This is a genomic window from Microvirga aerophila, from assembly GCF_003332305.1.
Taxonomy (GTDB): Bacteria; Pseudomonadota; Alphaproteobacteria; order Rhizobiales; family Beijerinckiaceae; genus Microvirga; species Microvirga aerophila.
Map to the genome: position 1 here is coordinate 27,420 of NZ_QOIO01000022.1, position 20,276 is coordinate 47,695.

Genomic DNA, 20,276 nt, shown 5'->3' on the forward strand with positions numbered 1-20,276 from the left:
GCTTTCGGCCGTGAACACTCCGTTCGAGTTCGAGGTTAACCAAGCGAACTCCCGAAGGAAGGGCCCCCGCATGATCCCGATCGCATCTCTGTGGAGTCGAGCCGCTCAGCATGAGTGCCCGCTCCATGAACCAGGCCGCAGCCGTGTTCTCGTCGTTGAGGACGACCTGATGATTGGCGCTTTAGCAGCCGAGGCCTTGGACGAGGCTGGGTTTGCGGTCCTGACCGCCGCCAGTGCCGAGGAGGCCGAAGTCATCCTTGCTCAAGAGGCGATTGACGTCCTGTTCACCGATATCGACCTGGGCGGTCGGGATGGGTGTGACCTCGCCCAGCGGGCCCTCAGGGCACAGCCCGGACTTTCGGTCGTTTTTGCGTCGGGCCGCTCGCGAAGGTGCCATGGAGATCGCATTCCCGCAGGGGCGGCGTTTCTTGCCAAGCCCTACCGGTTGCCGCACCTGATCCAGGAACTCCACCGTGCGGCGCAAGGAAGGTCATTCTCGTAGCAGCCAGCATCGGACCCGCTGTGGCAGGGGCCGTCGCATTGTCACTCGAAGGGAGAAAGTTATGCGCTTTGTACTCGCCGTTCTTGGATGTACATTCTTGATGACCTCCTCGGCCCTTGCTCAGGTGCCTGCCGAGGTCGAAGCGTGTCGCCTCTCCGGATTGACAGCCCTCAAGGAGCGGTCGCCGTCAATCGAACACCTGACGTTCGACATGGAGTCCCTCGCCATCTCCAAGGCGAACACGAGGGTCGAGGATACGCCGATCCGTATGGTGATCATGGGCGAGGCCTATCTCCAGCGCGAAAAGAGCGACAAGCCGAACCGCTTCGTCTGCCTTGTCAGCGACAAGGGCAAGGTCGTGCTGACCTTCTTCACCGAGCAGTAGGCGCGCCTCTCCGGCTGTGCCATGGGACCGTATGAAGAACCCGGCCGATGCGATTGCTCGGAGGAAATGAGTGGCGACGATTGCCATGATGCGCAAGGCGCGAGAGGGGAAATATAAGGATTGCCTTCAGGACCTTGGCGAATGGTGGGCCCGCCCGGACTCGAACCGGGAACCAGACCGTTATGAGCGGCCGGCTCTAACCATTGAGCTACAGGCCCTTCCAAGGAAGGCGAGGATTTGGGTCTCGCGGCAAAGGGGTGTTTGTCCCCTTCCATGACGGTTTGCTTCGAGCCGCCTCTGTTCTTGTGGCACATAAGAGCATCCGTCAAGCCGCTTTTGCCCAGGACCAGCCCCTGGGAAAGCCAGCGACGGTCACCCCGACTGGCCGGAACACCCAGCGAGCGCCGGGTGAACCCTGACCCTCCCGGATCAGGGCCTGAAGATCTCGATCTTGTCCTCGAAGCCTTCGACCGCATGAAGCCCCAGGGGCGTCGGATCGCCCCAAAGATGCTCGACGAAGGACTTCGACATCAGGAGAGGCTCGCCCAGGCGCTTGTTCAGGTCCGCGATGCGGCTGGCCAGATTGACGTCGCGCCCGATCACCGTGAAATCCAGGCGCTGGCCCGATCCCACATTGCCATAGGCCGCATCCCCATGATGCAGCGCGATGCCGATGCTGATCGGCACGGGGAAGCGTCCCTCGTTGTTGGCCGCCTGGATGCGGCGCAAAGCCTTGTTGGCGGCCGACAGGGCGGCTTGGGGCGCGCCGCCCGTATCGTCGCCCCGGTCCCGAACGATGGCCAGCAGGCCGTCGCCCAGGTATTTCAGCACCTCCCCGCCTTCATCCTCGATGGGCGGCACGAGGCAGTCGAAGTAGTCGTTCAGGAGTTCGACGGCGCTTTCCGGGCTCAGGGTCGAGGAGATGCGCGTATATTCACGCATATCCGCGAACAGGATGGCCGAACGGATGCGCGTGACCTGCCCGCGCTGGATCGCGCCCGACAGGATGGCCCGGTGCGGCTCGTCTCCCACGTAGATGCGCAGCACCTCGTCGAGCCGGCTGCTCGTGGCGCGCAGCTCCGTTACGAGCGCAAAGGACGGCATGACGAGACGCAGGATGGTCAGCGCCCGGTCGTCGAATCCTTTCGCCGACCTGGTCGCGAAGGAGATGCCGTTCTCGGCTCCATTGATGAAATGGATCGGGACCACGAGGTAGTGGCGAAAGCCGGCCGACTTGAGCTCCGGAAGGATCGGGAAGAGATCATCCGGCGTCTCATTCAGATCGAGAAAGAGCCATTCCCCGGTCTTGCTTACATACGCGAAGGGACTTGCCTGGTAGACGGCCTCGCGCCGCTCGCCATGGGGCAGGTAACGCACCACCGTCCCCTCCCCGGGGGTCCAGAACCGGCCGATCCCGGCATATTCGGAGTGAAGGGCCTCGATGGCCGATGCGGCCCGATCGATGGGAAGGCCAAGCTCGATCAGCCTCTCGATGAACCCGGTCATGACCGCATTCGGGTCGTCCATCCGGGAGCCGGTCGTGGTCAGCCAGTCCCGAAGGGCAATGACGCGCGAAAGGGTTTCCTGGTCGAGGCTCCGGGCGAGGCCGAGCATGTCGAGCGAAGGGGTCCGGGAGTCGGGGGATGGCTGCATAAGGCCAAGGTGGGTGGTGTCCATTGCTGCTGCAAGCCGCTTGAAACGATGGGCCCGGAAAAACCCGGCAGGTGGTCATGCTCGCATTTTCAGGCGGAAAGTTGGTTTTCACCTTGCCTGAAAATGCGCTAGATCCCAGCCATGGCACAAATTGATACTCTTTTCGTCACCAAGATCTACCGCGCGGAACTCGCCGGCGACAGGGCCGAGCGCCTCAATGCCGAGCTTGAGGCGGCCTGCCTGTCCATTGCCGAGGACGACGAGGCCGGCCAGCGCTGGTGCGCGAAGAACAGCTATCCGGGCTACACCTCCTACGCGTCGCTCAACGACCTGCCCTGGCGGGTGCCGGTGTTCGGCGAGTTGCTGAAGGCCCTCAACGCCCATGTGACGGCCTACGCCAAGGAGCTCGAATTCGACCTCAAGGGCCGCAAGCTCGTCATCGACAGCCTCTGGATCAACATTCTACCACCAGGCGGCGTCCACACCTCGCACATCCACCCACATTCGGTGGTGAGCGGCACCTACTACGTGACGGTTCCGGAGGGGGCGAGCGCCCTCAAGCTCGAGGATCCGCGTCTCGGCTTCATGATGGCGGCCCCGCCCCGCAAGGCGAAGGCCAAGCCCGAGAACCGGCAATTCGCCTATATGAAGCCCAATCCCGGCACCGTGCTGTTGTGGGAAAGCTGGCTGCGCCACGAAGTTCCGGTGAACGAGGCGGAGAGCGAGCGCATCAGCATCAGCTTCAATTACAACTGGCAGTAACCGAAGCGTTCCGCCCATCGCCGAAAGGCCGCTCAGAACGCCTCAGCCCTCGCGGCCCTTCGGCTTCTCGTGCGGCAGGAAGTAGGTCAGCAGGCCGATGGCCGGGAGGAAGGAGCAGACGTGATAGACGGTCTCGATACTGGTCTTGTCGGCCAGCTCGCCCAACAGCGCGGCTCCGAGCCCTCCCATGCCGAACGAGAGGCCGAAGAACAGGCCCGAGATCACGCCCACCCGGCCGGGCACGAGTTCCGTCGCATAGACCAGGATGGCTGAGAACGCCGAGGACAGGATCAGGCCGATCACGATGCTCAGCACCCCGGTCCAGAACAGGTTGGCGTAGGGCAGAGCCAGGGTGAACGGCAACACGCCGAGGATCGAGATCCAGATCACGTATTTGCGCCCGATCCTGTCGCCGATCGGCCCGCCCAGAACCGTGCCGGCCGCGATGGCGCCCAGGAACACGAAGAGGTAGACCTGCGCATCCTGAACCGTGAGCTGAAACTTCGCCATGAGATAGAACGTGAAGTAGCTCGTGATGCTGGCCGTGTAGAAGTTCTTCGAGAAGACGAGCAGCATGAGGATCGTGATCGCCCAGGCGATGCGTTTCCGCGAATGCACAGGCTTGACAGCCTCCGGCCGCGACTTGTCCTTCAGGGCGACGAGCTTCGCCTGATACCAGCGCCCCACGTTGAACAGGATGATCATCGCCAGCAGGGCGACGATCGAGAACCACGCGATGCTGGGCTGCCCCATGGGAACGACGATGAAAGCCGCCAGCAGCGGCCCGATGGCCGTGCCGGCATTGCCGCCGACCTGGAAGACTGATTGCGCCATCCCATGCTGGCCTCCGGACGCCATCCGGGCGACGCGCGACGATTCCGGATGGAACACGGACGAGCCCAGGCCCACCAGAGCCGCGCCCAGAAGCAGCATCGGAAAGGTATGGGCCTGCGAGAGGATCAGCAGGCCCACCAGGGAGAACCCCATGCCCACCACCAGGGAGAACGGGCGCGGCCTCCTGTCGGTGTAGTAACCGACGACGGGCTGGAGGAGCGACGCGGTGATCTGGAACGTCAGGGTCAGAAGCCCGATCTGCCCGAAATCGAGCCGGAACGACTCCTTCAGGATCGGATAGATCGCCGGAAGCAGCGACTGGATCAGGTCGTTCAGGAGATGCGAAACGCTTACGGCGGCCAGGACCGGAACGGCAACCCTCTCGGCCACGTTCTGCGGGGCGGCGGTCAGGGCAGGCGATCTGGTGTCCATTGGCGTCTTTTCCGGCAGCCGGTCTTGATGCCGGCAAACTAAGCACTTGCTGGTTGTCTATAGACCAGAACTGCTGCTCGATCTCCACCTCGTGCTGCAAAGCTGGGTTGTGAGGCGGACATCCCGCCGGATCGGAACAGAACGGGCGACCGCAGGCCTTTAGCGCTCCTTCTCGTCCCATTCGTAGACGCGCTCGGGCCCGTCCGCGTAATCGGCCGTCTCCTCCTCAACCTCGTGGAACGTGATCTTGATCTGGGGCACGACGCTCTCGTCGCCCTGCTGGATGCGCTCGAAGCGCATGAGGTCGTAATAGGCGCAGCGCGAGCGGTTGGGATAGGACCGGCAGACCGTAGGCCTCGCATGATAGACGGTGCAGCCGCGGGTCTTCTGGTCGAGGAACTCGCAGGTCTTCTCGAAGATGACGTCCTTCACCTTCTTCAGGACGCGCTCGCCCTCGTAGTCGGCCGTGTAGCGTTGCGTCGCCTCCTCGGGCGAGACGCCGAAATGCTTTGCCAGCCTGTTGATGTCACGCTTGTTGACGCCGACGCGCTCGTAAACGGAGCAGCAGAAAGCCGGGCACTTGTTGCAGTCGAAATAGACGCGAGGCTGATCGTCCTTGATGACTTTTTCGGCCATGCGCACTCCCTTCCGACCCGATCAGGGTATCATGGGGGCCTGACACACTCTTTCAAGAGACCGAGCCTGACGAACCTCTCTGCGACCGGCGGTTTCAACAGCTTCCCGCCTGCGCCGGAATGTCGGCGTCGGGCGGCAGCCTGACGACGGTTGTTGTGAAGCCGCGCTCATCCGTCACAATCCCGTGCGGTGCATTGCCGTTCCGTCGATCCTTACCATCTCGGTGAAGTTCGAACGGAATCGCCCAACTGCATGAATTCGATCCTTCGCTTCGCCCGCCAGACCGTCGGCGTCCTGCTCGTCGCCATGCATGGATCGGCCTTCGGGGCCATGGCGGCCCCGCTGCCGGGAGTTCAGGCGCACGCTGCCTCCCAGCCTGACATGGCGTTGATCGACAAGGCGGTCGAGCAGGCGAGAACCCTTGAAAACCTTCATGCGTTGATCGTGTCCCACAATGGGAGCGTCGTGACCGAACAGGTCTTTCGCGGGCCCGCGCTCGACCGGGCCGTGAACATCAAGTCCGCGTCAAAGACCATCATGTCGGCCCTTGTCGGGATCGCCATCGAGAGGAAAATCCTGAACGGGGTCGATCAGCCCATCGGCAGCGTTCTGCAAGCGAGCATTCCCAAGGAAGCCGACGAGCGGGTCGGCGCGATCACCGTCGGCAACCTGCTCTCCATGCAGGCCGGGCTGGAGCGGACTTCGGGCCGAAACTACGGCTCCTGGATCAGCAGCGGCAACTGGGTGCGCGATGCGCTGTCGCGGCCGTTCGTCGACGAGCCTGGCGGGCGGATGCTCTACTCCACCGGCAGCACGCATCTGTTGTCCGCGATCCTGACTCGGGCGTCGAAGCGCAGCACTCTCGAGCTTGCCCGCGACTGGCTCGGCGAACCTCTCGACATCACGGTTCCGCCCTGGACCCGCGATCCGCAGGGCATCTTCCTCGGCGGCAACGAAATGGCCCTCTCGCCACGCGCGCTCCTGCGCTTCGGGGAGATGTATCGCCTTGGCGGAACGATCGACGGCAAGCGGGTCGTGCCGGAAAGCTGGATCAAGGAATCCTGGACACCGCGCACGGCTTCGCCCTTCACCGGCGATGCTTACGGCTACGGCTGGTTCATCAAGGACGTGCGCGGGCATCCGGTCTATTACGCCTGGGGCTATGGCGGGCAGATGCTCTATGTGGCGCCGAGCCTTGGCCTCACGGTCGTCATGACGTCAAATTCGACGCAGCCGTCGCGACAGGGCGGCTACAGGGACCAGCTTCACGCTCTCCTGACGGATGCCATCATTCCGGCAGTTGCAGGCCTGAACGCCGCGTCCACGAACGTGAACTAGTCAGCTGTCAAAAGCCGCAGCACGAAGGGCAGCAGGAGCGCGGTGACGAGCGCATTGAGCCCCATGGCGATGCCCGCGAAGGTTCCCGCAAGGGAGTTGACCTGGAACGCTCTGGCGGTGCCGATCCCGTGCGACGCCAGTCCCACCGCAAAGCCGCGGGCCCGCCAGTCCTTCATGCGCAACGCGTTCATGAGCGGCGTGACCATGATGGAGCCGATGACGCCGGTGAGCATGATCAGGATCGCCGTGAGGGCCGGATCGCCGCCCAGCGTCTCGGTGATGCCCATGCCGACTGGAGCGGTGACCGATTTGGGCGCGAGCGATATGAGGATGGTCTCGGGCATGCCGAAAAGCTCGGCAACCCAGACGGCTGAAACAATCGCCGTCACGGACCCGAAGACGAGCGCCACCATCATGGGCAGGATGGCGCGCAGCACCACGCGCCGGTTCTCATACAGCGGAATGGCAAGCGCGACGGTGGCGGGGCCGAGCAGGAAATGCACGAACTTCGCGCCTTCGAAATAGACCGGATAGGACGTGCCCGTCGCCCAGAGCACAAGCGCAACCGTTACAACGGACATCAGGACGGGATTGCACAAGGGGTGCCGACGAAACGTCATCGAGATGCGATCAGCAATCACATAGGCCGCAAGCGTGACCGTGAGCCAGAGCAGCGGGCTTTGCGAAAGATAGACCCAGAGCGAGAAGGACGGATCAGTCATGGGTCGCGCCCTGCCGTTCAGTCTCGATGGATGAACCACTGAGCCGCGACACGACCACGAAGGTCACCACTGTCACGACAAGGGTGACGAAGGTCGAAACCACGAGGGCAACCACGAGACCAAGCCCGTACTGCGCCACCACGTCGAGCCTTTGAACGACGCCGACGCTGGCCGGAATGAACAGGAGCGACAGGTGCGCGAGCAATCCCTTGCCGGTGGAATCCAGCGTCTTACCGAATTCCGGAAGCTTCGCCCTGATGCGGTCGCGCAGGCCCAGGAAAATCAGCAGGAACACCATCCCGAGCACGGGCCCGGGCACAAGCCAGCCGAGACCGCGTGTAACGGCCTCGCCGAGAAGCTGGCAGAGCAGGATGATGGTCAGGCTTGGGATCATGCAGGTACGACTTCAGGGTTGCTGCCGCAGTTGGGACATGAAGTTGTTCGCCGCGGGAAATAGCGAACCTTACATGTTGGACAGCTCTCGACGACATCCACGTGGGCATGGAAATTGTCCCAGTCCATCATCGCTTCATGAATCTCTACAGCGGTCTCAAGGGACTCGGACTGGATCCGATGGAGAAAGACGGGCTCTTTCAACCAGCCTCCGATTGCTCGCAACCGCGTGACTTCGCTCAGAGATGTGAGAGCAATGCTATGATCAGCCCCGTCATACCACGCTTCAAAGGTTTCCTTGTCCAAGCGTCTGCCTCGGAAAGTTTAGCTGCTCCTAAGAAAAAGGCGACCCGGAGGCCGCCTTTCAATTCTCTTAGTTGTCCAGGAAGCTCCGGAGCTTCCGGCTCCGCGACGGGTGCTTCAGCTTGCGCAACGCCTTGGCCTCGATCTGGCGGATACGCTCGCGGGTGACCGAGAATTGCTGGCCGACCTCTTCGAGGGTGTGGTCCGTGTTCATGCCGATGCCGAAGCGCATGCGCAGGACGCGCTCCTCGCGGGGCGTGAGCGAGGCCAGCACGCGGGTGGTGGTCTCGCGCAGGTTCGACTGGATCGCCGCGTCGATCGGCAGGATCGCGTTCTTGTCCTCGATGAAGTCGCCGAGGTGTGAATCCTCCTCGTCGCCGATCGGCGTTTCGAGGGAGATCGGCTCCTTGGCGATCTTGAGGACCTTGCGGACCTTCTCCAGCGGCATGGCGAGCTTCTCGGCCAGCTCCTCCGGGGTCGGCTCGCGGCCGATCTCGTGCAGCATCTGGCGCGAGGTGCGGACGATCTTGTTGATCGTCTCGATCATGTGCACCGGAATGCGGATCGTGCGGGCCTGATCGGCGATCGAGCGGGTGATCGCCTGCCGGATCCACCAGGTGGCGTAGGTGGAGAACTTGTAGCCGCGCCGGTACTCGAACTTATCAACCGCCTTCATGAGGCCGATATTGCCCTCCTGGATCAGGTCCAGGAACTGGAGGCCGCGGTTCGTGTACTTCTTGGCGATGGAGATCACGAGGCGCAGGTTCGCCTCGATCATTTCCTTCTTGGCCTGGCGCGCCTCGCGCTCGCCCTTCTGCACCATCATGACGATGCGGCGGAATTCCTGGATCTCCAGGCCCGTCTCGCTCGCCAGGTTGTGGATCTGCTCGCGCAGGTCGTGGATGCCGTCCTTGGCCTTGGCGACGAAATCCTTCCAGCCCTTGCCGCCGAGCTTGGAGATGCGCAGGACCCATTTGGGGTCGAGCTCCCAGCCCTGGTAGTGCTTGAGGAAGTCCTCCCGGCCGACGCCGTGGCTTTCGGCCAGGCGCATCAGGCGGCCCTCATGGGAGATGAGGCGCTTGTTGATGTCGTAGAGCTGCTCGACCAGGGCCTCGATGCGGTTGTTGTTGAGCGACAACGACTTCACGGAGGCCACGATGTCGGCCTTGAGCTCGCGGTACTTGCGCTCCTGGGCCGGGGTCAGCTGCTTGTTCTGCATGCGCTGTTCCACATGCTCGACCTGCAGGCGGCGCAGCTTCTTGTAGTTGTCGGCGATGGAGTCGAAGGTTTCGAGAACCCGCGGCTTCAGCTCGGCTTCCATGGCCGAGAGCGACACGTTGTTCTCCATGTCGTCATCGTCGAGGTCGCCTTCGGGCGGGGCGGGCTCGTCACCCTCCTGCGCGGCGGCAGGCTCTTCCTCGCCGTCGCCGAGCTCGTCCACCTTGGGCGCGCCCTTGCCGTCCGGGCCCGCATAGGTGGCCTCGAGATCGATGATGTCGCGCAGGAGCACCCGGCCCTCGACGAGCTCGTCGCGCCAGATGATGATGGCCTGGAAGGTGAGCGGGCTCTCGCAGAGCCCTGCGATCATGGCCTCGCGGCCAGCCTCGATGCGCTTGGCGATGGCGATTTCGCCCTCGCGGGACAGAAGCTCGACCGAGCCCATCTCGCGCAGGTACATGCGCACCGGGTCGTCGGTGCGGTCGGTCGGCTCCTTGGCGGTGGTCTCGCGCACTGCCACCGCGCGGGTCTGGGAGGTCTCGACGAGGTCGTTGCCTTCGGGCTCTTCCTCCTCGGCCTCGGCCGGCTGGTTCTCGTCCGCCTCTTCCGCCTCGACCACGTTGATGCCCAGCTCGGACAGCTGGCCAAGCACGTCCTCGATCTGCTCCGAGGAGAACTCCTCGGAAGGAAGCACCTCGTTCAGCTCATCGTAAGTGACATAGCCGCGCTTCTTCGCGAGCTTGATCATCCGTTTAACGGCGGCATCGCTCAGGTCGAGAAGAGGCCCGTCGCTCTGTTGCTCCGGAGCCGCGGTCTCGCCTTCGTCCCGTTCGGTTGTCTTGGTCGCCATGCTGTTGCTCTACTCCGGCGCCCCACCGGACCTCTCGCGAAGACCGATAATGCGCGAATGGGCGGCAAAGCTGATCGCTCCGGCCACCCGAATCTCGTTCCCAAACATAAAACAGTGAGTCGCTTGACTAACCGTTAACCATCCCCTGCTCAAACCGCAGCGCTCCACCCTTGCCGCGCCCCTGCCCGAAGGTCAGTGGTCGCGGTGGACAACGGAGTTGTCCAGGTCGGCCTCGGCACCCTCGACGGAGGACAGCTGGTTTTGGACCTCTCGCAGCCAGGCGAGATTGGCCTCATTGTCCTCTTCGGCGAGCGCGCGTTCAGCAGCCCGAAGCTCGCTATGTAACGTGCGGGCGCGGCGATGCAAGGTGATGGCTTGTCTCAATGCGTCCTCAAGCCGCAACGAATCCGCGTGCGGATCGAGCATCCACCGATCCCCGGGCCGCACCAGAGCCATCAGCCGCTCGGCGGGCTGGGCCAGGCCGGCCCGCTCGAGGCGGGCCTGCATGACGCCAGGATCGGCAGGCTCACCGCTTGCCGCCCCGTCGAGGAGCATCCTGCGCAGGACTTGGGAGGTCTTGCCCTCAAATTCAAGCTCCACAAGGGTTTCCGCGTGCTGATTCAGCAATTCCGGGTGCACCAGGAACGCGCACAGGATCACCGCCTCCCGGGGACTTTCCAGGGAACTGCCGGTAAAAAGCGGGCTGCGGGCCAGGAGCGGGCTCACGCTGAGACGGGAGCTTGGCAGAGTCGGCGCGGGGCCCCGGCGGTCCCGCCTCTGCCCGCCGGCCTGGCGGTTGAAGCGCCCGCCCCGGGCATCGGGATTAAGGGCCGCGATGCGGGTTTCCATCTCCTCCCGGTAGTACCGTTTCAGGGTGTCGTCGCGAATCAGCCCCAGTGATTCGCGCAGCCGCTGCTCCAATCCGGCCCGGCGTTCCGGCGTATCGAGGGGACCCGCCTCCATCTCCCGGCTCCACAGGATGTCCACCAGGGGCCGCGCGCTGCCGATCACCCGCTCGATAGCGGCCGGGCCTCCGGAGCGGGCGAGATCGTCCGGGTCCTGTCCCTCGGGCAGGATGGCGAAGCGCAAGGACTTTCCGGAGGTGAGGTTCGGCAAGGCCACGTCGAGGGCCCGGTAGGCCGCCCGCCGCCCGGCCTTGTCCCCGTCGAAGCACAGGATCGGCTCCTCGGCGATGCGCCAGAGCAGCCCGAGCTGGTCCTCCGTCAGCGCCGTGCCCAGGGGCGCGACCGCGTTGGGAAAGCCCGCGACCGAGAGGGAGATCACGTCCACATAGCCCTCGACGGCGATCACCGTCCCTCGGTCGTGGGCGGGCTGGCGGGCCAGGTGATAGTTGTAGAGGAGCCGCCCCTTGTTGAAGAGCGGCGTATCCGGCGAGTTGAGATACTTGGCCGACACGTCCGCGCTCATGGCCCGCCCGCCGAAGGCGATGACCCGGCCGCGCATGTCGCAGATCGGGAACATGACCCGGTCGCGGAACCGGTCGTAGGGCACCTTCACGTCCTCGCCCGAATAGAGCAGCCCCGCCTCCACCATCATGTCGATGGACACGTCCTTCCCGGCGAGGAAATCGCGCAGGGCGAAGCGCTCAGGCGGCGCGTAGCCGATGCGAAAGCGAACTTGAGTGTCCCGGCTTAAGGCGCGCCCGGCGAGATAATCCCGCGCCTTGGCGCCGAACCGGCCCTGAAGCGAGGCCTCGAAGAACTCCGCCGCCAGCTCCATCACGTCGTAGAGGCTCTTGCGCTTGACCTCCTCGGCCCGGTCCTCCCGGGAGAGTTTCGGCAGCGGCACCCCCGCTTCGCCGGCCAGCCGCTCCACGGCCTCGGGGAAGGACAGCCCCTCGGTCTCCATCAGGAACGTGAAGATGTCCCCGTGCTTGCCGGACGAGAAGCAGTGATAGAACTGCTTCTGGTCGTTCACGTAGAAGGACGGGGTCTTCTCGGCGTTGAAGGGCGACAGCCCCTTCCATTCCCGCCCGGCTTTTTTCAGACGCACGCGCTTTCCCACCACGGCCGAAACCGGCAGCCGGGTGCGGATCTCTTCCAGGACTTGCGGCGGGTAGCGCACGAGGCGGTGTCTCCAAACCTGCTGCATAAACTAGCGCGGGACCGATGAAGAAATAATACGAACGGCAAAGCTTTCCTGTGCCCGCAATCCACAGGCCCGCCGCATCGCCCCCGGCCCGGAACGGAATGCCGGCGCAGCCGGAACCTTAGCCGTTCTCGGCGGTCATCTTTGTGCGGTCCATTTTCATGCGCTAAAACAATCCGGGGAGGACAGCCGATGAGGGGATGGAATGCGTTCGCGGCGGCCGCGCTTGCGGCGCTGGTCCTGACGTCTCAGGCGAGCGCCGCCGAGATCGCCATCGTGGTGGACAAGACCAAACAGCGAATGACCGTGTCCGTGGACGGGCAGGAGCGCTACGTGTGGCCCGTCTCCACCGGCATGGGCGACTACGCCACGCCCACCGGCGCCTTTGCGCCGTCCCGCCTGGCGAAAGTGCATTTTTCCCGGGAATGGGACAACGCCCCCATGCCGCATTCCATCTTCTTCACCGATGCGGGCCACGCCATCCACGGCAGCCGCGCCACGGGCCGGCTCGGCATGCCGGCCTCCCATGGCTGCGTGCGGCTGGCCCCCATGAACGCCAGCATCCTGTTCAACCTCGTGGCGGAAGCCGGAACCGCCAGCACCAAGATCGAGATCGTCGGCGTGGAGCCCATCGGATCGGGCTTTGCGGGCGCAGACGGCCCACGGGGCGACTACAGCCGCCTGACCAGCTTCGACCCCCTCACCTCCGGCATCATGGCAGGCGGCGACACCCCTCGCCTGCGCTCCGAAGCCCGCCCCAAACCCTGACGCCGCAGGAGCAGCCTTGATGAACGGGATGCTGGCGGGCCGGACGACCAGAGAAAGCCCGGTCCAGCCACTTATGGCATCAAGCTTGCCCTGTCCTGGCTCAAGGCAGCGCCGACCGGAGATTTAAGGCTGCTCTGCTATGCAAGATCGCGCGACCTGAACTTCAGATCAGGTACCCTCCTAAATTGTCGCCAAGATGCACGCCGCGCAGAACAACGGTAGCCTCACCGAATGTGATCACCGTATGGCCATTGTGAATGGCCGCTTCAGGTCGGCCATCGCCCTCGAATTGCAACTTGTCGGCGTCCGTTTCGAAATCGGTGATCGTGGCGCGGGTTCGCTCTCCATGAAATCGGAAAGTGTCCGCCCCTTCATGCCCGATGAGCGTCTGTCTGCCCGCCGCCGCCACCAAGGTGTCGTCCTTCGCGCCGCCCTCCAGCGTGTTAGTGCCGGCGGTGCCGATCACGAGTTGCGGTGCATTGGGATGCTCGGCCACCTCGCCCGGCTCAAGTGTGGTGCGCCGCGCCGCGAACATGAAGGCATCGTCCTGCAGGTCTGGAGTCTTCGTATTGCGCTCGATGATGTCGCTTAAGGTTGTGCCCCTGACCATGTCGGCCGCCGTTGGACGGAGAGCATTCTCGAAATAGAAACGGTCGCCGTCGCGCAGACGTTCAAGCTGGTCGGCGATGATGAGTCCAAACGTTTCTCCGACCATGGCCCCGGGCGCGTGCTTCTCCGCAAGGCCGCCTGTCCACAGGTCGATCTCCTGGACGGACGCGAATGCCACCTTCATGGCCGCGACGGTTCCTGCGTCATCGGTAATCTGCTCGAAGGTTTCATAAGGCGTGAGACCAAGCGACTCGCGGGTCTGGTTGAGGGTGCCGAGCCCAAGGTCGCGCCCGCGCTGGATGTTGATCGAGGCGAGATCCAAGGCGACAGGCGGGTCGAACAGAAAGTTGCGCAGATCCTCGACGATGCGGACGTCCATCGCCTGCGACGCGTCCGAGAGAAGGTGGCGGAGGAAACCATCCGCTCCGGTATGGGCTGAAAAGGCCTCGGGCGGCATGAAGAACGTATTGCGCAGGGCTGAATCCTCGCCCACCAACGCACCGTTATTGTCGATGCGCTCGGTCTCCGCCGACACCAGGGAATGGCCGAAGCGATACGCCGCCCCGGCGAATTCGGCGGAAATGCGCGGATCGACCCGGGGATCGTAACCGCGATAAGCATCGAGGGCGTCGTCCCCGAGAAGTTTTGGCAGGAACTCCCGGTAGGTGATGTTCGCCAGTTCCGCGATGACGATGGCGCGAGCCTCCTGGTAGAGACGCTCGCCGCTCCAACGCGGGTGCTCCACCTCGAGGCGATCCACCTGATAATTGTGCTCGCGGACGAACAGAACCTGCAAGGCCGTGAGCGACGGATTCTCGGCGGCGCGGGCATCGCCAGCCACATACTGGCCGTTCACGATGGGCAGGTTATCGCCCTCGGATATCTTCATATGCCCGTCTGGTAGCCGCAAGGAGGCAGCCACCGCCTTTGTGGAGCCATAGACCTGCGAGCCGTCGAGCCAGCCGGTTACCGCGTTGATGGCGATTGCCGGGTTGTCGATTGCGGTCCCGCTTCGCGGGTCAATGATCACACGGGTCATCGGGATGACTGAGCCATCCGGAAACACCGCGTCCCCGTCCGGCACAGGCACATCGATCCGGGTTACCCCGTCGAGATCAGTGAGATCGAGATCGTGGTCGAGAAACTGGCCCCAGGCATACATCATGCCGGAAAAGCCCTGTGTGTTGGCCACGGCCGCATCGCCTTCCCCGACCACGATGTTGCTGATTGCACGCGGATTCGGACCATCGACTAGCTGCAAGATGCCGTCCGCAAAATGCGCGTCGCCGACGCGCATAAGCGCCGTTCCCTGGGCATTTAAGCCGGAACTCTCACGATTGTTACCCGAACCATCAATGGATCGAAATCCCTGCGCGTTGTCAGTCATCGCTAAGTCCTCAGATTGAGACCGGAGATCGCTGCCGAGGCGCCTGAGATCACTGCCCGATTGTGGGAACAATCTGCGCGTGAAGTGTCAGAAATGGGATTGTATTTGTCAAAGTATTTATTTATATATTATAAGTATATTGTTAATAACATAGGTTAAAAAACACATTTTCTGAAGTAACATATTCTTAGTACTAAGAATGCGCGCTCTCAACGCGGCAATAGTTTAATATTACTAAATGATGGAATTTGGCTCATTTGCACATTCGCGAAGATCTGTCTCAAGGCGTCACTTAAACCGCTGCAGATTATTTCGGTCGAACGTAAAACCGAATGCAAAATATGCCTTTCTCGTCTGCTTTCGCGGCATCCATTTCCAAGTCGCCCACCGATACGCGTATGGGGCGTGGAGAGATCATGCTTTCCCATGCTTTCATCCGACCCGCCAAGCTTTCCGAGCGGGCGTATGCATTATTTGACTTAAGAACTCGACCATGCGCCGAAGCTTTCGATCAAGGCGCTGGTGGACAAGGTCAACCTCTTTTCAATTCTGCTCAGCCATGCGCTTGTTTCTAAATAACTATCCTTGCGCTTCTACTTCTCAAACTAAATGTTCCCTTTTTGTTCTTGACAACATTCCCAAGCTTGGCTATGGGTGAGGTGTCTGATCCACTGAGGGGCGCGCTCGCGAGGCGTCGCGGCTGTGGGATCGGGCACGGTCCCGCAGGCTGGCTCACGCAGGTCGGTCTGGCGGGAGGCCCAGGCACAAGCCGTGGGATCGGGGTTGGTCCGGGACCCGTCCGCACCTAAGCTGCGGCGTCCGTCCCGGGCAGCGCCTGAACCATCGCCGCCTGCTCGCCTCAAAAAGCCGTGCGCGAGGCGCCTGTCCGGCTCATCGCTTCTCACCACCATCATCGAGCCGGACCGCGCGTCGCGCCACCCTCGATTGCTCTTCAAGGCTCGGGCCGTTTCGGCCCGGAGCCCGAAGACGCCTGCCTGATTTTTTCAAACCGTTCCTTTCATCCAAGCCATTGCCGAGACATTCATGACCCACCCATCCATGATCCGCACCCCCAGCCGCACCGAACGCGTTCTCTTCAAGCTGCCCGATTGCGACGACACCTTGCGGCGTCTGGCCGACGTGCTGCGGGTGCCGCCCGAATGCCGCCGTCGCGCCTGCCGCCGGGAGGGGAGCTGCCAGGGCGGCTATGGGCCGCCGTGCTTTTTCGAGAAGCGCGAGTTCTTCGCCGATGCGCTGCGCGATAACATGCACGATTACCGCCAGCTCTGGACCGAGCAGCGGGCGATGCTGCGCGCGTCCCTGCGCCGCTAGCGCGCCGGGCCTGAAGGCCTCCGGGGCACGGAGGCGGGATCGGGGGGCGCGTCAGGAACGAGGCCCGACCGAGCCCGTTGAATCCCGTGTTCCCTGAAAAAATACGCGAGGAAGCCTATGACCAAGGTTGGGCGTTTATCGATCGTGCTTGCCGGATGCCTTCTGGCCGGCTCTCTTGCCGGCGGCGCTTCCGCGCAGCCCCGGATGGATCGGGATTGGGACGGCGGCCGCGACTGGCGTGACGGGGATCGCGGCTGGGATCGGGGTCGGGACCGGGACTGGGATCGCGGCCCCCGTTGGCGCGGCCGCGACCAGGACTGTTATTACGAGCGCCGCCGTGAGGTGAACCGCTTCGGCGACGTGGTCATCCGACGCTACCGGGTGTGCGAAGACTAGACGAACCGGGTGGCGGACGAGACACGTCCCGCCACCCTTGCGTCGTTATTGGGGCGACGGCGGCGTGGCCGGCGCGGGAGACGGCGACGTGGGCGAGCCCGTGGTGCGGGACTGGGACTGCACCCGGTCGAACATGCTCAGGGCGGCGTCCACGCAGGCCCGGGTGGATTCCTCGTCGCCGCAGACCACGCGAAGCTGGGTGTCGCCGCTGCGCAGGAAAAAGCGCGCTCCGCGTCCCGAACGATCATTGTCGTCGTCGTCGTCATCGCGCATGACGCGGCCGTGCCGCCCGCCCCGGTCGTGGTCCCGGTCGCCGTCCCGGTCTCGGTCCCACCGTCCGGCACCGTCGTGCCAGCGCCCGCGAGGCTCGTCGTCCCGGTCGCGGGATGAGGTCTGGCTCCAGGCCGACGTGCCGATGAGGGCCAGTCCGACTGCTAGGATCAGGGTTTTCCGCATTCGGATCTCCGTTCTTGCGACGTCACGGGAATGCCCGGGAGCATCCCTTCGAAGCGGCGTCTGGGGTTGTGGAAGAAGGCACTGGGTGAACCGGACGCCGGGGTTTAGGTTCCAAAGGAGCCGGCAGGGCAAGGTCCAAGAAAAAGGCGGGCTGAATGCCCGCCTCCGCGTGATCGAGCCTTCGGGGAGCCTACCCCTTGGGCAGCATCTCCTTCACGAGGCCGCTGGCTTTCCCGAAGTCCATCCGGCCCGCATACTTGCCCCGCAGCGCGGCCACCACCTTGCCCATGTCCTTCATGGAGGCGGCTCCCGTCTCGGCAATCGCAGCTTGAATAGCGGCATTCACCTCGGCGTCGTCCATCTGCTTCGGCAGGAAGGTGGAGATGACCTCGGCCTCCTCCCGCTCCTGCTGGGCAAGCTCGGGGCGGCCGCCCTGATCGTACATGGTGATCGATTCCTGGCGCTGCTTGATCATCTTCTGCAGCAGGGCGAGGATCTCCTCGTCGGTGGCCTGGCCCTTGCCGGCGCCGCGGGCCTCGATGTCCTTGTCCTTCAAGGCGGCCTGAATCAGCCGGATCGTGCCGAGCCTGCGCTTGTCGCCGGCCTTCATGGCCTCTTTCATCTCCGTGGTGAAACGTTCGCGCATGGCGCATCTCCTTTGCTTTGCAGGCGCTTGAGCGTTGACGGACGGCCACCGGCCCCTTAAGTCACAGGACACAGTTCAAGGGTGGCCCAAGGCTGCCCGCTCAAGCGCGCCCGTTGGCCCCGGACTTAAAGAGATCATGACGATGCTGCAAGACAAAGACACAGCGGGAGGCTGGACGGAGCCGCGCGCAACCGCCGTTCTCGTGCTCCAGGACGGCACGGTGGTGGAGGGCTTCGGCATCGGGGCGATCGGCGAAGCCACCGGCGAAGTCTGCTTCAACACGGCCATGACCGGCTACCAGGAAATCCTGACCGACCCGTCCTATGCGGGCCAGATCATCACCTTCACGTTCCCGCATATCGGCAACGTGGGCACGAACGACGAGGACACGGAGAGCGTCAACGCCGCCTCCTCGTCCGGTGTGCGCGGAGCCATTCTGGCGGCGGCCGTCACCGACCCGTCCAACTGGCGCGCCTCCCGGCATCTCGACGCCTGGCTTAAAAGCCGCGATATCATCGCGCTGACCGGCATCGACACCCGGGCGCTCACGGCGCTGATCCGCGACAAGGGCATGCCCAACGCGGTCATCGCCCACGACCCGAACGGCGCATTCGACCTCGAGGCCCTCAAGGCCCGCGCCGCCGCCCTGCCGTCCATGGACGGCCTCGACCTCGTGCCCATGGTGACGAGCGGCCAGCGCTTCGACTGGGACGAGACCACCTGGAACCTCGGCGAGGGCTACGGCAAGCAGGGGGAGGCCAAGCACCACGTGGTCGCCATCGACTACGGGGTGAAGCGCAACATCCTGCGGCTGCTCGCCCGCGCCGGCTGCAAGGTCACGGTTCTGCCGGCCACCGCCACGGCCGAGGACGTCTTGGCTCTCAAGCCGGACGGGGTTTTCCTGTCCAACGGTCCCGGAGACCCGGCGGCCACCGGCGAATACGCCGTTCCGGTCATCCGCAAGGTGCTGGAGGAGCAGATCCCGACCTTCGGCATCTGCCTCGGCCACCAGATGCTGAGCCTGGCCGTGGGAGCCAAGACCACGAAGATGCACCAGGGCCATCACGGGGCCAATCATCCGGTAAAGGATCAGACCACCGGCAAGGTCGAGATCACCTCCATGAATCACGGCTTCGCGGTCGATCCGGAGACCCTGCCCGCGAACGCGGTGGAAACCCACGTGTCGCTCTTCGACGGCTCGAATTGCGGCATCGCGCTCACCGACCGCCCGGCCTTCTCGGTGCAATACCACCCGGAGGCCTCGCCGGGCCCGCAGGACAGCCACTACCTCTTCGACCGCTTCGTGAAGCTGATCGAGGAGCAGAAGGCCAAGCGCCAGGCGTGAGAATAACCGGCTCCGGCGGGGCGGCTATGCCTGGCCGGACCTGAACTCCACGTTAGCCACAGCTTACTGAACAATATTTCACAATCCGCGACAAACAGGACATTGCCCATCCGGGCCAAATCACGGTAACCCTTCATTAACTACAAAAAATCACGATCAAGCCTTGGTTCTTGGGGGTTTCTCAATGACGATTGATGACGATTCCGGCGAATTCAGCCGCCTGCACAACCTTTTCACCTTTCATCTCGGCATCGCCGTCGGCGTGTCTTGGCTGACCTCGCTCTATGCCGCCTTCTATGCTCCCTGGGTCCGCAACATCCGCCCGCTCATCGACCCGTCCTACATGGGACAGGTGGAAAGCACCTGGTCGTTCCTGTTCGTCCTGCCCGTGGTTTTGACGATGGCGTGGCTGCTGACGGTCTTCGGCCACAACACCCTGCGCCGGTTCCAGGTTCTCAAGAACCAGGCCGTCGAGTTCGGCATCGCCGGGGCCGTTGCCTTCGTGGTGTTCTATCTCTCCATCGACCGCGCCGTCGCGGCGATGCTGATCGGCCAGTAAGCTCCGGATTCTGGCCGCTGAGGTCGATCTTTCCGTAGCGCGATGCGTTCTTCCGCCAGCCGGATGGAGGAACGCATGGTACGACCCACGGGAGCTGGCGCTGGCGCCTTTCAGTCCTCACACGGGATTGAGACCTATGTCTTTCGGGACAACGGTTTCATTCCCAATAACACCCTTCCGCTGATCGTCCGAAGACGCGCCATCACCCCGTCTCCGGAAGACCCCGCCAAAAGCTTCGAGGTCCTGTTCCGGAATAACGGCTGGAGCAACTCCTGGCGCAACGGCATCCACGACTATCACCACTACCATCCGAACGCCCACGAGGTGCTCGGCATCGCCTCGGGCTCCGGCAGCGTGCGCTTCGGCGGGGAGGACGGCGAACTCGTCGCGATCACCACCGGCGACGTAGTGGTGATCCCGGCCGGCGTCGGTCACGCGCTTATCAACGGTAGCAACGACCTTCTGGTGGTTGGGGCCTATCCAGGCGGCCAGGACTGGGACACGCTTCGCGACGATCCGAACGTGATAGCCGAATCCCGCGGGCGCGTCGCCCGGGTCCCCCTGCCCGACTCCGACCCGGTCGATGGGCCCGATGGGCCCTTGGTGAAACTCTGGGGCCGGGAGTGATGACGGGGCAGTGA

General features: G+C 63.6%; 20 protein-coding genes and 1 tRNA gene. 10 read left to right on the plus strand and 11 right to left on the minus strand.

The window, feature by feature from the left end:
• The first annotated feature begins 70 nt into the window (after positions 1-70).
• Entirely contained in the window at positions 71-502 is a 432-nt protein-coding gene (locus DRB19_RS13440) for a response regulator (protein ID WP_114186542.1), read from the plus strand.
• Between the two features lie 61 nt (positions 503-563).
• Entirely contained in the window at positions 564-887 is a 324-nt protein-coding gene (locus DRB19_RS13445; RefSeq protein WP_114186543.1) for a hypothetical protein, read from the plus strand.
• A 142-nt stretch (positions 888-1,029) separates the two neighbouring features.
• Here DRB19_RS13445 and DRB19_RS13450 read toward each other — a convergent pair.
• Together DRB19_RS13450 and DRB19_RS13455 are read right to left on the minus strand one after the other, a co-directional pair.
• A tRNA-Ile gene (locus DRB19_RS13450) sits at positions 1,030-1,105 on the minus strand.
• Positions 1,106-1,316: 211 nt separating this feature from the next.
• Positions 1,317-2,501: an adenylate/guanylate cyclase domain-containing protein gene (locus DRB19_RS13455; protein WP_245439494.1), complete on the minus strand. Its 1,185-nt coding sequence runs from the start codon at positions 2,499-2,501 to the stop codon at positions 1,317-1,319.
• A gap of 180 nt (positions 2,502-2,681) precedes the next feature.
• Between DRB19_RS13455 and DRB19_RS13460 the strand changes: the two genes are divergently transcribed.
• Positions 2,682-3,302 carry a TIGR02466 family protein gene (locus DRB19_RS13460; RefSeq protein ID WP_114186544.1) on the plus strand — a complete coding sequence of 207 codons (621 nt, stop codon included), beginning with the start codon at positions 2,682-2,684 and terminating at the stop codon, positions 3,300-3,302.
• 42 nt (positions 3,303-3,344) lie between these two features.
• Here DRB19_RS13460 and DRB19_RS13465 read toward each other — a convergent pair whose 3' ends face one another.
• Together DRB19_RS13465 and DRB19_RS13470 are read right to left on the minus strand one after the other, a co-directional pair.
• Positions 3,345-4,568, minus strand: a complete 1,224-nt coding sequence (locus tag DRB19_RS13465; RefSeq protein WP_114186545.1) for an MFS transporter — start codon at positions 4,566-4,568, stop codon at positions 3,345-3,347.
• A 159-nt stretch (positions 4,569-4,727) separates the two neighbouring features.
• Positions 4,728-5,204: a YkgJ family cysteine cluster protein gene (locus DRB19_RS13470; RefSeq protein ID WP_114186546.1), complete on the minus strand. Its 477-nt coding sequence runs from the start codon at positions 5,202-5,204 to the stop codon at positions 4,728-4,730.
• 252 nt (positions 5,205-5,456) lie between these two features.
• Between DRB19_RS13470 and DRB19_RS13475 the strand changes: the two genes are divergently transcribed.
• A complete protein-coding gene (locus tag DRB19_RS13475) occupies positions 5,457-6,542 on the plus strand; it encodes a serine hydrolase domain-containing protein (protein ID WP_245439492.1) in 1,086 nt (361 codons plus the stop codon).
• Here the strand turns inward: DRB19_RS13475 and DRB19_RS13480 are convergent.
• The 4 genes from DRB19_RS13480 to dnaG all read right to left on the minus strand — a co-directional run bounded on the left by DRB19_RS13480 (position 6,539) and on the right by dnaG (position 12,113).
• Positions 6,539-7,264 (minus strand): LrgB family protein, encoded by a 726-nt coding sequence (locus tag DRB19_RS13480; RefSeq protein ID WP_114186547.1) that lies wholly within the window; start codon positions 7,262-7,264, stop codon positions 6,539-6,541. The genes DRB19_RS13475 and DRB19_RS13480 overlap by 4 nt on opposite strands.
• On the minus strand, positions 7,257-7,658 hold the full coding sequence (locus DRB19_RS13485; protein ID WP_114186548.1) for a CidA/LrgA family protein: 402 nt from the start codon (positions 7,656-7,658) through the stop codon (positions 7,257-7,259). The genes DRB19_RS13480 and DRB19_RS13485 overlap by 8 nt, the downstream gene beginning before the upstream one ends.
• A 372-nt stretch (positions 7,659-8,030) precedes the next feature.
• Positions 8,031-10,028 (minus strand): RNA polymerase sigma factor RpoD, encoded by a 1,998-nt coding sequence (gene rpoD / locus DRB19_RS13490; RefSeq protein ID WP_114186549.1) that lies wholly within the window; start codon positions 10,026-10,028, stop codon positions 8,031-8,033.
• A gap of 192 nt (positions 10,029-10,220) precedes the next feature.
• Entirely contained in the window at positions 10,221-12,113 is a 1,893-nt protein-coding gene (gene dnaG / locus DRB19_RS13495) for a DNA primase (protein ID WP_114186550.1), read from the minus strand.
• A 216-nt stretch (positions 12,114-12,329) separates the two neighbouring features.
• Here dnaG and DRB19_RS13500 point away from each other — a divergent pair, with 216 nt between their 5' ends.
• Positions 12,330-12,905 carry a L,D-transpeptidase gene (locus DRB19_RS13500; RefSeq protein WP_114186551.1) on the plus strand — a complete coding sequence of 192 codons (576 nt, stop codon included), beginning with the start codon at positions 12,330-12,332 and terminating at the stop codon, positions 12,903-12,905.
• 163 nt (positions 12,906-13,068) lie between these two features.
• Here the strand turns inward: DRB19_RS13500 and DRB19_RS13505 are convergent, their stop codons facing one another.
• A complete protein-coding gene (locus DRB19_RS13505) occupies positions 13,069-14,901 on the minus strand; it encodes a peroxidase family protein (RefSeq protein WP_114186552.1) in 1,833 nt (610 codons plus the stop codon).
• Positions 14,902-15,945: 1,044 nt separating this feature from the next.
• Between DRB19_RS13505 and DRB19_RS13510 the strand changes: the two genes are divergently transcribed.
• Both DRB19_RS13510 and DRB19_RS13515 read left to right on the plus strand, forming a co-directional pair.
• Entirely contained in the window at positions 15,946-16,233 is a 288-nt protein-coding gene (locus DRB19_RS13510; RefSeq protein ID WP_114186553.1) for a hypothetical protein, read from the plus strand.
• 117 nt (positions 16,234-16,350) lie between these two features.
• The gene (locus DRB19_RS13515) at positions 16,351-16,629 is read left to right on the plus strand and encodes a hypothetical protein (RefSeq protein ID WP_114186554.1); all 279 of its coding nucleotides are present in this window, start codon (positions 16,351-16,353) and stop codon (positions 16,627-16,629) included.
• Positions 16,630-16,674: 45 nt separating this feature from the next.
• Here the strand turns inward: DRB19_RS13515 and DRB19_RS13520 are convergent, their stop codons facing one another.
• A complete protein-coding gene (locus DRB19_RS13520; RefSeq protein WP_114186555.1) occupies positions 16,675-17,085 on the minus strand; it encodes a hypothetical protein in 411 nt (136 codons plus the stop codon).
• A 190-nt stretch (positions 17,086-17,275) separates the two neighbouring features.
• Positions 17,276-17,731 carry a GatB/YqeY domain-containing protein gene (locus tag DRB19_RS13525; protein ID WP_114186556.1) on the minus strand — a complete coding sequence of 152 codons (456 nt, stop codon included), beginning with the start codon at positions 17,729-17,731 and terminating at the stop codon, positions 17,276-17,278.
• Between the two features lie 142 nt (positions 17,732-17,873).
• On the opposite strand from DRB19_RS13525, the gene carA reads away from it, so the two are divergent.
• The 3 genes from carA (at position 17,874) to DRB19_RS13540 (ending at position 20,262) form a co-directional block, all read left to right on the plus strand.
• The gene (gene carA / locus DRB19_RS13530; RefSeq protein WP_114186557.1) at positions 17,874-19,076 is read left to right on the plus strand and encodes a glutamine-hydrolyzing carbamoyl-phosphate synthase small subunit; all 1,203 of its coding nucleotides are present in this window, start codon (positions 17,874-17,876) and stop codon (positions 19,074-19,076) included.
• Between the two features lie 184 nt (positions 19,077-19,260).
• Positions 19,261-19,635: a hypothetical protein gene (locus DRB19_RS13535; protein WP_114186558.1), complete on the plus strand. Its 375-nt coding sequence runs from the start codon at positions 19,261-19,263 to the stop codon at positions 19,633-19,635.
• A 75-nt stretch (positions 19,636-19,710) separates the two neighbouring features.
• The gene (locus DRB19_RS13540; RefSeq protein ID WP_114186559.1) at positions 19,711-20,262 is read left to right on the plus strand and encodes a cupin domain-containing protein; all 552 of its coding nucleotides are present in this window, start codon (positions 19,711-19,713) and stop codon (positions 20,260-20,262) included.
• The last annotated feature ends 14 nt before the right edge of the window (positions 20,263-20,276 follow it).

Bases quoted from the DNA above. Each gene is read 5' to 3' on its own strand.
- rpoD (WP_114186549.1), bottom strand. From the start codon at position 10,028: ATGGCGACCAAGACAACCGAACGGGACGAAGGCGAGACCGCGGCTCCG.
- DRB19_RS13460 (WP_114186544.1), top strand. From the start codon at position 2,682: ATGGCACAAATTGATACTCTTTTCGTCACCAAGATCTACCGCGCGGAA.
- carA (WP_114186557.1), top strand. From the start codon at position 17,874: ATGCTGCAAGACAAAGACACAGCGGGAGGCTGGACGGAGCCGCGCGCA.
- DRB19_RS13525 (WP_114186556.1), bottom strand. From the start codon at position 17,731: ATGCGCGAACGTTTCACCACGGAGATGAAAGAGGCCATGAAGGCCGGC.
- DRB19_RS13445 (WP_114186543.1), top strand. From the start codon at position 564: ATGCGCTTTGTACTCGCCGTTCTTGGATGTACATTCTTGATGACCTCC.
- DRB19_RS13455 (WP_245439494.1), bottom strand. From the start codon at position 2,501: ATGCTCGGCCTCGCCCGGAGCCTCGACCAGGAAACCCTTTCGCGCGTC.
- DRB19_RS13465 (WP_114186545.1), bottom strand. From the start codon at position 4,568: ATGGACACCAGATCGCCTGCCCTGACCGCCGCCCCGCAGAACGTGGCC.
- DRB19_RS13470 (WP_114186546.1), bottom strand. From the start codon at position 5,204: ATGGCCGAAAAAGTCATCAAGGACGATCAGCCTCGCGTCTATTTCGAC.
- DRB19_RS13540 (WP_114186559.1), top strand. From the start codon at position 19,711: ATGGTACGACCCACGGGAGCTGGCGCTGGCGCCTTTCAGTCCTCACAC.
- DRB19_RS13505 (WP_114186552.1), bottom strand. From the start codon at position 14,901: ATGACTGACAACGCGCAGGGATTTCGATCCATTGATGGTTCGGGTAAC.
- DRB19_RS13485 (WP_114186548.1), bottom strand. From the start codon at position 7,658: ATGATCCCAAGCCTGACCATCATCCTGCTCTGCCAGCTTCTCGGCGAG.
- DRB19_RS13515 (WP_114186554.1), top strand. From the start codon at position 16,351: ATGACCAAGGTTGGGCGTTTATCGATCGTGCTTGCCGGATGCCTTCTG.
- DRB19_RS13440 (WP_114186542.1), top strand. From the start codon at position 71: ATGATCCCGATCGCATCTCTGTGGAGTCGAGCCGCTCAGCATGAGTGC.
- DRB19_RS13520 (WP_114186555.1), bottom strand. From the start codon at position 17,085: ATGCGGAAAACCCTGATCCTAGCAGTCGGACTGGCCCTCATCGGCACG.
- DRB19_RS13510 (WP_114186553.1), top strand. From the start codon at position 15,946: ATGACCCACCCATCCATGATCCGCACCCCCAGCCGCACCGAACGCGTT.
- DRB19_RS13480 (WP_114186547.1), bottom strand. From the start codon at position 7,264: ATGACTGATCCGTCCTTCTCGCTCTGGGTCTATCTTTCGCAAAGCCCG.
- DRB19_RS13535 (WP_114186558.1), top strand. From the start codon at position 19,261: ATGACGATTGATGACGATTCCGGCGAATTCAGCCGCCTGCACAACCTT.
- DRB19_RS13475 (WP_245439492.1), top strand. From the start codon at position 5,457: ATGAATTCGATCCTTCGCTTCGCCCGCCAGACCGTCGGCGTCCTGCTC.
- DRB19_RS13500 (WP_114186551.1), top strand. From the start codon at position 12,330: ATGAGGGGATGGAATGCGTTCGCGGCGGCCGCGCTTGCGGCGCTGGTC.